The sequence below is a fragment of the Streptomyces aurantiacus genome (genome assembly GCF_001418335.1).
Taxonomy (GTDB): Bacteria; Actinomycetota; Actinomycetes; order Streptomycetales; family Streptomycetaceae; genus Streptomyces; species Streptomyces aurantiacus.
Genome location: NZ_LIPP01000097.1, coordinates 1 through 11814 on the forward strand (window position 1 = coordinate 1; position 11814 = coordinate 11814).

The window sequence follows — 11814 nt, forward strand, 5'->3', positions numbered from 1 at the left end:
CCGGAGACCCCCATGAGCCCACCTCTTCCCCGCACGCGCCGTATCGCGGCGCCTCTCACCGCAGGACTGCTGGCCGCCGGCGTCCTTTCCCTGCCCGCGCAGCAGGCGCACGCCGCCGGCAGCGTCGTCAGGGTGACCGGCTCCCAGGGCAACTGGCAGCTGACCGTGGACGGCAGCCCGTACCAGGTCAAGGGCCTGACCTGGGGCCCGGCCGTGGCCGACGCCGGCCGGTACATGCCCGACGTCAGATCCATGGGCGTCAACACCATCCGCACCTGGGGCACCGATGCCTCCAGCAAGGCCCTGTTCGACTCCGCGGCGGCCAACGGCGTCAAGGTCGTCGCCGGGTTCTGGCTGCAGCCCGGCGGCGGTCCGGGCAGCGGCGGCTGTGTGAACTACCTGACGGACACCGCGTACAAGAGCCAGATGCTCGCCGAGTTCCCGAAGTGGGTCCAGGAGTACAAGGACCACCCCGGTGTGCTGATGTGGAACGTCGGCAACGAGTCGGTGCTCGGCCTGCAGAACTGCTACAGCGGCGACGAGCTCGAACGGCAGCGGGACGCCTACACCACCTTCGTCAACGACGTCACGAAGAAGATCCACGGAGTCGATCCCAACCATCCGGTCACCTCGACCGACGCCTGGGTCGGCGCCTGGCCCTACTACAAGAGGAACGCACCCGACCTCGACCTGTACGCCGTCAACGCCTACAACGCCGTGTGCGACATCAAGTCGGCCTGGGAACAGGGTGGTTACACCAAGCCGTACATCGTCACCGAGAGCGGTCCTGCGGGCGAGTGGGAGGTGCCCGACGACGCCAACGGCGTCCCCCAGGAGCCCACCGACCAGGCCAAGGCCGAGGGGTACACGAAGGCGTGGGGCTGCGTCACCGGGCACCGGGGGGTCGCGCTCGGCGCCACGATGTTCCACTACGGCACCGAGTACGACTTCGGCGGCATCTGGTTCAACCTGCTGCCCGCCGGACAGAAGCGGCTGTCGTACTACGCGGTGAAGCGGGCGTACGGCGCCGACACCTCTCGCGACAACACTCCCCCGGTCGTCTCCGGCCTGTCCGTCGAGGGCGACGCGGGCAGGGTGCAGGCAGGGCGCGACCTGACACTGTCGGTCGGGGCGAGCGACCCGGACGGGGACGCGATCTCGTACGAGGTCCTGGACAACAGCAACTACGTCGACCAGAACAAGCAGCTGACCACGCTGCCGCACACCGACTTGGGCGGCGGTCGACTACGGGTCACCGCGCCGGACCGGCCCGGTGTCTGGAAGATCTACGTCAAGGCCACGGACGGCAGGGGCAACGTCGGCGTCGAGACGCGCTCCGTCCGTGTGGTGCCGCCGTCCGTCGACGGCACCGACCTCGCCCTGGGCAAGCCGGCGACCGCCTCCTCCTACCAGACGGGCGGCGGCGACTGCCCCTGCACCGCCGCGGGCGCCGTGGACGGGAGGAACGACACCCGCTGGGCCAGTGACTGGAGCGACCCGCAGTGGCTGCGGGTCGATCTCGGCACGAGCAGCACGTTCCGGCATGTGCAGCTGGTCTGGGAGACCTCGTATGCCAGGGCGTACACGATCCAGACGTCCGACGACGGTCAGAACTGGCGGACCGTGCGCGAGGTGACCGACGGCAACGGCGGAGTCGACGACTTCGACGTCTCGGGCACCGGCCGCTACGTCCGCGTCCACGGCACCGCGCGCGGCACCGGATGGGGCTACTCCCTCTACGAGTTCGGCGTCTACAACTGATCTCGACCGGTCGCTCGACAGGCCGACGCCCTGGGAGAGCGCTCTATGCCGTTGTTGACCTGTGCCGTTAGGGTGCGGGCATGAGCAGACAGGCCCCGACCCTGGAGGATGTGGCCCGGGAGGCGGGGGTCTCCCGCGCGACCGTGTCCCGCGTCGTCAACGGCGTCCGCAACGTCGACCCCGCCATCCAGGAAACGGTCCGCGAGGCGATCAGCAGAACGGGTTACGCGCCCAATCAGGCCGCCAGATCACTGGTGACCCGGCGCACCGAGACCGTGGCGCTCGTGATGTCGGGCGCCGGTGACGTCTCGGAGGAGGAGCAGAACGCCTTCGCCGCGCGGGTGTTGGGGGACCCGTTCTTCGGCCGGGTGGTGAGCGGCGTCGTCGGCCAGCTGCGTCCGCGCTCGATGCATCCGGTGCTCATGTTCGCCGAGACCGACGAGGCGCGCCGGGAAGTGGTGACGTATCTGCGGCAGGGCAGCGCGGACGGGGCCCTCGTGGTCTCGACGCATGCCGACGATCCGCTGCCCGCGCTGCTGGCGGACGCGGGTCTGCCGGCCGTGCTGTTCGCCCGGCCCTCCCGGCCGGTCGCGCTCAGCTACGTCGACCTCGCCCACCGGGACGGCGGGCGTCTCGCGGCCGAGCACCTGTTGGGCCGGGGCTGCCGCAGGATCGTCACCGTGTCGGGGCCGCTGGGGGTGCCCGCGAGCCAGGAGCGGCTGGCCGGGTTCCGGGACACGATGGCCCGTCACGGCCATGCGTACGTGCCGCTCGTCCAGGGGGGCTTCACCGTCGACAGCGGTATGGCGGCGATGACGCGGCTGCTCGCCGAACACCCGGACGTGGACGGTGTGTTCGCCGCCAACGATCTGATGGCCCAGGGGATCTGCCAGGTGCTGCGGGAGCGCGGGCACCGGGTGCCGCACGACGTCGCGGTCGTCGGGTTCGACGATTCGAGCGTGGCGGTCACCTGCAGACCACCGCTGACCACCGTCCGCCAGCCGGTCGAGGACATGGCGGCGGCGATGGCCCGGCTGCTGGCCGAGCACATCAGGGGCGTACGCACCGAGCCGGCCTCGGTCATCTTCGATCCGGAGCTGGTGGTCCGGGAATCGGCGTAGGGAAGAGCTCTGCCCTACCGGGAAGGTGTGCCGGGGTGGGAGCGCAGTTCCTCGGGTGTGTCGGTGCACCGGCGACCCGCCGTGGTCGAAGGCGTCGCCGCCGACACCGTACGCGGGTTCCACCGCGGCGCTGATCGTCACGTAGCCGTTGGTGAAGGCACGCGGCGGCATCGGATTCCACTGCGGTGCGGCTCCCACCGTCATGGGCCGGGCGCGTACCAGGCGGGAGTGCGAGTCGCTGTGCGGCCGCATCGAGATGATCATCATGGCCACCGGCGCCGCGAGCTGCCGCGAGCCCGCGTGGGCGGCGCAGGCACACACCGTGCCCGGTAGCCGCTCCCGCGTCATGCCATGGCCGGCGTCGAGCAGCTCGGCGAACGTACGCCCGGGATCCGACACGGCCACCACCCGGTCTCCTCCATGGCTCGCGTGACTGCCCCGTCCGCCCGCATCCCTCATCGGCCCTGATCAGCCCTGGCCGGACCTGATCGCTGAGGCACGGCGTACGGTCCGCCTCGTGCGGCAGTCCCACCATATTGGCAATGGTTTTCATTTGATTGCTAGGGTGAGCTCGACCGTCAGCACCGTCAGGAGAACTCCCTTGAGCCATACCGCGCACCGCGGATACACCGTGCGCCCCGCGACACCGGCCGACGTGGACGGAGCACGCCGCGTCATGCTCGACACCCTCTACAACGAGTTCGGGTACGGCTACGTACCCCAGTGGCACGGCGACACGGTGGACATCGAGGGCACCTACCTCGACGATCCCCGGCACCTGCTCCTCGTCGCCGTCCACGACGGCGAGGTGGTCGCCACGACCGGAGTGCGGTCGGCGGGCCCCGCCCACCCGCCGCACCCTCGATGGCTCGCCGAAAGGTACCCGTCGGGCAGCACCGCCCAGTTGGTCCGCGTATACGTACTGCCCGGCCACCGGCGCCGGGGGCTCGCTCGCACCCTGGTCGACACGGCCTGCGACTTCGTCGCGGACACACCCGGGTACGAACGCATCTACCTCCACACCAACACCAACGTCGAAGGCTCGGAAGCCTTCTGGCGGAGCCAGGCCGAGGAGGTGTGCGACGCCCGCGGCACGGGCGAACACGGGCCCGGCGTCGCCACGGTGCACTTCGAGATCCCCATGCCGCACCGGTCGGCCGACAGGGAGAGGACCGGGGTCCGGGCCAACGCGTGACGAGGCGCCGCTCCCGGGCGGCACGGCTGCGCCCGCGTGGCCGAGTTCGCCGGTCCTCGTGCGCGACGACGTCCGCTACGGGCCCGGGGGCGGCGCTCCCCCGGTGCCGGCGCTCACCGGACGCGTCAGGATCGCGCTCGTGACGACGTCGAAGAGGTGATCGGCGCGCGGGGCGAGCGAGGGCTGATCGCTGAGCCACGCGAGCGCCGCCACCAGCGCGAACAGATCAGTGCCGTCGAGGTCGGCGCGCGCCGCGCCCACGGCCTGGGCGCGGGTGAGGAGCCGCGCACCGGCCGCGCGCAGCGTGACGCACGAGGCATGGAGCGCGGACCCGGTGTCCTCGATGGCGGCCGCCATCAGCACCGTCACACCCCGGTACTCGGTCGTCCAGGCGACGCAGTCGCGCAGCCACGTGACGAGAGCGTCTTCGGGCGAGCTCGACGCCTCCAGTTCGCCCGCCGTCGCCGTCATCTCGTCGAAGCTCGTACGGAGCAGGGCATCGAGCAGCGCCTCCCGCGTCGGGAAGTGGCGCAGCAGCGTCGCCAGCCCCACGTCGGCCCGGCGCGCGATATCGCGCAGCGACACGTCAACGCCCTGCTCGCTGACGGCAGTGCCCGCCACGGCGAGCAGGTGGTCGCGGTTCTTCCTGGCATCGGCCCGCATCTGTCCCTCTTGACTATCCGGCTTGACTATCCGGATCAGTGGTCCATATATTCGGACCAGCGATCCGCTTATGTGGAGCACTGATCCGAATAAGTCTATCCCGCAGCGCGGGCAGGAGAGAACAATGCCTACACACACGATGCGAGCGGTCCGGTTCCACGAGCACGGCGGCCCGGAAGTCCTGCGGTACGACGAGGTGCCGATGCCCGAGCCGGGGCCGGGCGAGGTGCTCGTCCGCGTACACGCGGTCGGCGTCAATCCCCCCGACTGGTACGTACGCGGCGGACTGAACAGCATGCCGGGGAAGCCGGACGCGAAGCTCGTCCTGCCGGCGATCCCGGGCACGGACGTGTCGGGCGTCGTCGAAGCCGTCGCCCCGGACGTGGACACCTTCGCCGTGGGTGACGAGGTCTTCGGTCTGCTGCGCTTTCCCGGCTTCGACGGCGGCGCGTATGCCGAGTACGTGGCCGCGCCCGCGTCCGACCTCGCGCGCAAGCCGGCCGGCATCGACCACGTGCACGCCGCCGGAGCGCCCATGGCCGGGCTGACGGCGTGGCAGTTCCTGATCGAGGCGGGACACGATCACCCCTCGCCCTTCCAGGAGGCACGGCACCGACCGACGGTGCTCGACGCCGACACGAAGGTGCTCGTCAACGGCGCCGCGGGCGGCGTGGGGCACCTCGCGCTGCAGCTGGCGAAGTGGAAGGGCGCCCATGTCGTCGCGGTGGCGTCGGGCGCGCACGAAGCGTTCCTGAGCGAGCTCGGCGCCGACCGGTTCATCGACTACACGAGGAGTCGTCCCGAGGAACTCGTGCACGACATCGACCTCGTTCTCGACACCGTCGGCGGCCCCGGGAGCGCACGCTTCCTGCGTACGCTCAAGCGCGGCGGCGCCCAGTTCCCCGTGTTCCTCGGGGACTTCGACGAGGCAGAGACCGCGAAGCTGGGCGTCACGGTGTCGAGCGCACAGGTCCGCGCGAACGGCGCGCAGCTCGCCGAACTGGGGCGCCTGCTCGACGCGGGCACGGTCCGCGTCGCGATCGACAGCACGTTCGCGCTCGCGGACGCCCGCGCAGCGCACGAACGCGCCGCCCGCGGGCACATCCGGGGCAAGATCGTGCTCACGGTCGCCTAGAGCGAGGCCGTCTCAACGAGCCGTTTCGCCCGACAACAGACCACGAACGAACACGAACGAGGTTTGCCATGACGACAACCGCCGCCTTCGGCTGGGGAAGCAGCCACCTCGACGCGACGACTGCGGGAGAGGTGGATCTCGGCCCTGCGGAGCGGCTCGACGTCCAGCAGACGCTGGCACGCTACGCCTTCGCCCTGGATCACGGTGATCTGGCGGGTCTGGAGAGTGTTCTCACCGAGGACGCCGTCTGGACGGTCACGATCGCCGACGAGGCCGAGCAGGGCCCCTTCGTCGGGCGCTCGGCGATTCTCGACCTGGTGCGGGACGCGACGAAGGCGCAGACCGAGCAGCGAAGGCACCACCTGACCAACATCGTCTTCCACCGCGCGGACGCCGACACGGCGGTGGTGTGGGCCTATCTGACGCTGACGTCGAACGCGGGCGGGAGCACGACCGTGATCACCACCGGCTTCTACACGTTCACGCTGCGGCACACCGAAAGGGGGTGGCGTATCGCGCGGCTGCTCGTCGGTATGGACAACGCCGTGTGACCCCGGCGGTCGGCAGGTACCCCGACGCGTGACGCGGTACCTGCACAGGTTCGCGGTCGCAGGCTTCGTACGGATGCACGGAGTTGAGGGCCGGGCTTCGTGCTCCGGCACGAGTCCGTACGGCCCGCGCGCCTCTACGTTCACCGCATGACGAAACTCGACGAGATGCGAGCCTGGTGGGAAGAGCGACTGCCCGCACTGCTCGACCAGTACGAGGTACCGGGCGCGGCGGTGGCCGTGGACCTGGGCGGAGAGGTCGTCGCCCACGGTGCGGGCGTGCTGAACCTCTCGACCGGCGTGGAGGTGAACACCGACACGCTGTTCCAGATCGGTTCCATCACGAAGCTGTGGACCGCGACGCTGGTGATGCAGCTCGCCGACGAGGGTCTGATCAACCTCGATGCGCCGATACGCAGCCGGCTGCCGGAGTTCCGTATCGCCGACGAGTCCGCCGCTTCGGCGATCACCGTCAGGCAACTGCTCAACCACACCGCCGGGTTCGAGGGTGACATCTTCACGGACACGGGCCGGGACGACGACTGCGTGGAGAAGTACGTCGCCACCCTGGGCGATGTGCCCCAGCTCTTCTCGCCGGGGCAGCTGTTCTCCTACAACAACGCCGGGTACTGCGTGCTGGGCCGGCTCGTCGAGGTGGTGCGCGGCAAGCCCTTCGGCACCTGTCTGCACGAGCACCTGTTCACCCCGCTCGGCCTCACGCACGCGGCGCACGGAGCCGACGACGCAATCCTCCACCGGACCGCCGTCGGGCATCTGAGGCCGACGCCCGAGGACCCCATGCAGCCCGCGCCCGTGTGGTCCCTCGCCCCCTCGAACTCTCCCGCGGGCTCCATGCTCGCGATGCGTCCGCAGGATCTGCTGGCCTTCGCCCGGATGCACCTCGACGGCGGCAGGGCCGGCGACGGCACGGTCGTCCTGAGCGAGGCCACGGCCAAGGCCATGCGGGAACGGGAGGTCGAACTGCCCCGTCTCGGAGTGATGGGGGACGCCTGGGGTCTGGGCTGGGAGATCTTCGACGGCGCCGGTACCGGTGTGATCGGGCACGACGGGACCACGATCGGCCAGGCCGCCTTCCTGCGGCTGGTGCCCGAACACGACCTCGCGGTCACCCTGCTGACCAACGGCGGCAAGCCCATCGGCCTCTACCGCGAGATCGTGGGACACGTGCTGCGGGAACTGGCCGATGTCGGGCTCCCCGCGATGCCGGTGCCGGCGGCCGATCCGCAGCCGGTCGACGCCGGCCGCTACGTCGGCACGTACAACTCCCGGCTGTTCGACAACACCGTCACCCAGGACGGCGAGCGCCGGATCTGGGTCGAGTGCGTTCCCAAGGGGCTCGCCGCCGAGATGGGCATGGAGACCACCACGGTCGAGCTGGTCGCCTTCGACGGCGACACGCTGATCGCCAAGGAGCAGGAGCACGGTTTCCACCAGCCGTACGCCTTCGTCGGCGGCGCCCCCGGTGGGCCCGCGCAGTTCCTGCACACCGGCCGTGCGGACCGCCGCGCCGACAAGTGACACCGCGGGCCGGTGGTCCGCCTCGGCCCGTTCGACCCTTCCGCGGGAGAGACACATGAGATACGCAGGGACGACGACGCTCGCGATGGCTGGGGCACTGGCACTCGCGCTGACCGCCTGCAGTGGCGGGGGCGGTACCAGCGGCTCCGGCAAGCCCGTCGACGGCGGGACCTTCACGCTCGCCATCGCCGCCGACCCCGGCACCCTCGACCCGCACGCGACCACGCTGTCCGTCGCCCACCAGGTCGGCCTGTTCATGTACGACTCGCTGGTGTCCCTCGACACCTCCGGCAAGGAGGTGCCCGCGCTGGCCGGTACCTGGAAGAGCACGTCCACGACCGCGAGTTACACCCTGCGCAAGGGCATCACCTGTTCCGACGGCACCCCGCTCACCGCGAAGGACGTCGCCGACAACATCAACTACGCCTCGGACCCCAAGAAGGGGTCGAGCATGGTGGGACTGTATGTGCCCGCCGGGGCGAAGGCGAAGGCCGACGACACGGCCGGCACCGTCACGGTGACCTCGCCGAGCCCCGACGCCTTCCTCGGCCGCAACGTGGGCAGCCTGCCCATCGTGTGCCGCAAGGGCCTGGACGACCGCTCCATCCTCAAGCAGGGCGGCTCGGGCACCGGCCTGTTCACCCTCACCCAGGCCGTCGCCGACGACCACTACACGTTCACCCGCCGCAAGGACCACACGTGGGGGCCCGGGAACCAGAAGACCGGCAGCGCGAAAGGGCTTCCTGACTCGGTCGTGCTCAAGGTCGTACGCAACGAGGCCACCTCCGCCAACCTGCTGCTCTCCAAACAGGTCAACGCGGCCCTGATCACCGGCCAGGACAAGACGCGAGTGCAGGACCGGCTCGACTTCAAGCGCACGATGCACGCCCCGCTGGGCGAACTGTGGTTCAACCAGCGACGCGGCGCACCGACCGCGGACCCCGAGGTGAGGCGCGCGCTCACCTCGATCCTCGACCTGGCGCAGCTGCGCAAAGTGATCACCAACGGTGCCGGTGGGCCGGCCTCAGGACTCGTCGCGAAGGGACAGGGGCCGTGCGCCGTGGACACCGTCGCCGGTAACCTCCCGGACCACGACCAGGCCGCCGCCGAGGCCGCCCTCGACGCCGCCGGCTGGACCAAGGGGTCCGGCGGTGTCCGGCAGAAGGACGGCAAGAAGCTGTCCCTGACCTTCTACTACCCGACCAGCCGCGGCGCCCCGATGCAGAACGCCGCGGAACTGCTGCGCTCCTTCTGGCAGAAGGCCGGCGTGCAGGTCACCCTGCGGGGCGCGGCGGACAGCCAGTTCGACCAGGTCCTCGCCGGAGAGGGCTCGTGGGACGCCGTGTTCCTGCCGCTGACCGTGACCCTGCCCACCCAGGCGGTGCCCTTCCTCTCGGGTCCCACCTCGCCGGGCGGCAACAACTTCGGCTCCATCGACAACCCCGAGTACACCGCCCATGTGAAAGCCGCCTCGGTGCTCGCCGGTGCGAAGGGCTGCGACGAGTGGGCCGCCGCGGAGAAGGCACTGTTCCGGCGGGCCGACGTCGTGCCCTTCGCCGACCTGGTCACGCCCGTGTTCGGCAACGGCGCGACGTTCGACCTCATCGACGGCGCCGTCGCACCGTCATCGATCCGCGTCGTCGGATGACCGGCCGGCCGTAACCCGGAGGCATGCACACAGATGAACGCACAGACGGCCGACCGGCTCGTGGCCGGACCCGGCACCGAGCAACCGCACGCCTCGCCGGGCCTGGCCCGCGGCCTGCTGGAGCACCCGTGGGTCCGCTTCGCGGTGCGCCGCCTGGCCCGGCTGCTGGTGTCGCTGTGGGTGCTGGTCACGGCGGCGTTCGCGATGATCCATCTCATTCCCGGCGACCCCGTCCGGGGCGCGCTCGGGATGAACGCGTCGCCGCAGGTGGTGAACCTGCGCCGGGAGCAGCTGGGGCTGAACGACTCGCTGCCGGCCCAGTACCTGCGCTTCCTGCGGGACCTGGCCGGAGGTGATCTCGGCAGCTCGATCACCAGCGGCCTGCCGGTGAGCCAGGTGATCGGCGACCGGCTGCCGTCCACCGTCTCGCTCGCCGTGACGTCCTTCTTGCTGGCGGTGGTGCTGTCGGTGCCGCTGGGCCTGGTGATGGCTGTGCTGACCCGCGGTGGCCGGGGTCGCCGTACCGAGCTGGCCTTCACCTCGTCCAGTGTCCTGGTGGCCGCGGTCCCGGAGTTCCTGCTCGCCGTCGGCCTCGTCTGGGTGTTCGGTGTGCGGCTGGGCTGGTTCCCGGTCGCGGGCCAGGACGGCCCCGCCTCCTATGTCCTGCCGGTGCTGTCCCTGGCCGCCGGGCCCGCGGCGGTGCTGGCCCGCATCGTCCGGATCGAGATGCTGTCGGTGCTGCACACGGACTACATCCGCACCGCCCGGGCCAAACGCCTACCACCGCGGAAGGTGTATCTGCGCCACGCCCTGCCCAACGCCGTGACCGCAGGGCTCACCATCGGCGGGCTGCTGCTGAGCAGTCTGGTGGCCGGCACCGTGCTGGTGGAGAACGTCTTCGCGTGGCCGGGCCTGGGCAGCACCATCGTCCAGTCGATCCTGTCCAAGGACTACCCCGTCGTACAGGGCGTCGTCCTCGTCTACGGCACGGGCGTGCTGCTGGTGAACGTCGCGGTCGACGTCGCCCTGGCCCTGCTCGATCCGCGTTCCGCGATCCGGGAGAGCTGACCGATGGCGGTGGAGTACGAGGCCCGCAGGGCGGGCGAGGACCACGGGACGCACGGCGAAACGCCGGACGGCGCACCGCACAAGAGCGCGACGGGCCGGGCCGGCGGCAACCGGTGGCTCGGTGTGCTGCGCTCCCCGCTCGGCTGGTGCGCAGCGGCACTGCTGCTGCTCGTCCTGCTGCTGGCGGTGTTCGGCCCGCTGCTGTGGTCCGGCCGGGCCGATGCCATCGACACGGGCCGGCTCCTTGAGGGGCCCTCGGGACGCCACTGGATGGGCACCGACAACCTGGGCCGGGACGTCTTCTTCCGGGTACTGGTCGCCACCCGGCTGTCGGTCGCCCTGGCGCTGCTGGCCACGGTGCTCGGTGTGGTGACCGGCCTCGTGCTCGGCGTGGCGCCGCTGCTGCTGGGTCGCCGGGTCGGGCGGCTGGTGACGGCGGTGGTGAACGTCGCCGTGGCCTTCCCCGGACTGCTGCTCGCGCTGTTCTTCGCCGTGGTGTTCGGGCTCGGCGCCAAGGGCGCGGTCCTCGCGATCGGCTTCGCGATGGCACCCGGTTTCGCCCGGCTCACCCAGACGCTGGTGGCGTCGGTCAGCGAGCGGGACTTCGTCCACGCGGCCCGCGTCGCCGGGGTGGGCGACCTGCGGGTCCTCACCCGTCACGTGCTGCCCAACATCTCCGACCCCCTGATCGTCAACGCCACCATCAGCGCCGGCGGCGCGCTGCTCGCCTTCTCCGGTCTTTCGTTCCTCGGCCTGGGCGTGCAGCCGCCGTCGTACGACTGGGGGCGGCTGCTGGGTGAGGGCCTCAACGGCATCTACACCCACCCCGCCGCGGCCCTGGCGCCCGGCGCCGCCGTGGTGATCGCCGGGCTGGCCTTCAACCTCACGGGCGAGGCCGTCGCCAAGGCCGTCGGTGTCCCCACCGCCCACCGCTCCCGTGCCGTGCGTCCCGTGCGTCCCGTACGTCCCGCCGGGCCGTCCGAGGTCGGCCCCGCACCGGCAGTGGCGCCGGACGCCGACGGGCCCGGCAGGGAGCCGGTGCTGTCGGTGGAGGGGCTGCGGGTGAGCTTCCCCGGTCCGGACGGTCCGGTCAGCGCGGTGCGGGGGGTCGGCTTCTCCGTCGGGCAGGGGGAAGC

11 protein-coding genes are annotated in these 11814 nt (G+C 71.0%); 10 read left to right on the top strand and 1 reads right to left on the bottom strand.

Annotated features, from left to right (window positions below; all coding sequences use genetic code 11):
- The 4 genes from AOK01_RS14285 to AOK01_RS14300 all read left to right on the top strand — a co-directional run.
- A partial coding sequence (locus tag AOK01_RS14285) for a discoidin domain-containing protein (protein ID WP_055511471.1) occupies positions 1-1761 on the top strand: 1761 nt, incomplete at its 5' end.
- A gap of 80 nt (positions 1762-1841) precedes the next feature.
- Entirely contained in the window at positions 1842-2882 is a 1041-nt protein-coding gene (locus AOK01_RS14290; protein ID WP_055511473.1) for a LacI family DNA-binding transcriptional regulator, read from the top strand.
- Positions 2883-3030: 148 nt separating this feature from the next.
- Positions 3031-3315: a hypothetical protein gene (locus tag AOK01_RS14295; protein ID WP_157871307.1), complete on the top strand. Its 285-nt coding sequence runs from the start codon at positions 3031-3033 to the stop codon at positions 3313-3315.
- Positions 3316-3483: 168 nt separating this feature from the next.
- Positions 3484-4077: a GNAT family N-acetyltransferase gene (locus AOK01_RS14300; RefSeq protein ID WP_055511478.1), complete on the top strand. Its 594-nt coding sequence runs from the start codon at positions 3484-3486 to the stop codon at positions 4075-4077.
- Between the two features lie 75 nt (positions 4078-4152).
- On the opposite strand, the gene AOK01_RS14305 is transcribed toward AOK01_RS14300, so the two are convergent.
- Positions 4153-4740 (bottom strand): TetR/AcrR family transcriptional regulator, encoded by a 588-nt coding sequence (locus AOK01_RS14305; RefSeq protein WP_055511480.1) that lies wholly within the window; start codon positions 4738-4740, stop codon positions 4153-4155.
- A 124-nt stretch (positions 4741-4864) separates the two neighbouring features.
- Between AOK01_RS14305 and AOK01_RS14310 the strand changes: the two genes are divergently transcribed.
- From AOK01_RS14310 to AOK01_RS14335, 6 genes are all read left to right on the top strand, one after another.
- Positions 4865-5875: an NADP-dependent oxidoreductase gene (locus tag AOK01_RS14310; protein WP_079103414.1), complete on the top strand. Its 1011-nt coding sequence runs from the start codon at positions 4865-4867 to the stop codon at positions 5873-5875.
- Between the two features lie 68 nt (positions 5876-5943).
- A complete protein-coding gene (locus tag AOK01_RS14315) occupies positions 5944-6426 on the top strand; it encodes a nuclear transport factor 2 family protein (protein WP_055511484.1) in 483 nt (160 codons plus the stop codon).
- A gap of 147 nt (positions 6427-6573) precedes the next feature.
- A complete protein-coding gene (locus tag AOK01_RS14320; RefSeq protein ID WP_055511490.1) occupies positions 6574-7962 on the top strand; it encodes a serine hydrolase domain-containing protein in 1389 nt (462 codons plus the stop codon).
- Positions 7963-8017: 55 nt separating this feature from the next.
- Positions 8018-9610, top strand: coding sequence for an ABC transporter substrate-binding protein (locus AOK01_RS14325; protein WP_055511486.1), 1593 nt, complete (start codon positions 8018-8020; stop codon positions 9608-9610).
- Positions 9611-9643: 33 nt separating this feature from the next.
- A complete protein-coding gene (locus AOK01_RS14330; protein WP_055511488.1) occupies positions 9644-10678 on the top strand; it encodes an ABC transporter permease in 1035 nt (344 codons plus the stop codon).
- Between the two features lie 3 nt (positions 10679-10681).
- Positions 10682-11814 (top strand): ABC transporter permease (locus AOK01_RS14335; RefSeq protein WP_157871309.1); only part of this gene is annotated, 1133 nt, incomplete at its 3' end.

Bases quoted from the DNA above. Each gene is read 5' to 3' on its own strand.
- AOK01_RS14290 (WP_055511473.1), top strand. From the start codon at position 1,842: ATGAGCAGACAGGCCCCGACCCTGGAGGATGTGGCCCGGGAGGCGGGG.
- AOK01_RS14305 (WP_055511480.1), bottom strand. From the start codon at position 4,740: ATGCGGGCCGATGCCAGGAAGAACCGCGACCACCTGCTCGCCGTGGCG.
- AOK01_RS14310 (WP_079103414.1), top strand. From the start codon at position 4,865: ATGCCTACACACACGATGCGAGCGGTCCGGTTCCACGAGCACGGCGGC.
- AOK01_RS14315 (WP_055511484.1), top strand. From the start codon at position 5,944: ATGACGACAACCGCCGCCTTCGGCTGGGGAAGCAGCCACCTCGACGCG.
- AOK01_RS14320 (WP_055511490.1), top strand. From the start codon at position 6,574: ATGACGAAACTCGACGAGATGCGAGCCTGGTGGGAAGAGCGACTGCCC.
- AOK01_RS14325 (WP_055511486.1), top strand. From the start codon at position 8,018: ATGAGATACGCAGGGACGACGACGCTCGCGATGGCTGGGGCACTGGCA.
- AOK01_RS14330 (WP_055511488.1), top strand. From the start codon at position 9,644: ATGAACGCACAGACGGCCGACCGGCTCGTGGCCGGACCCGGCACCGAG.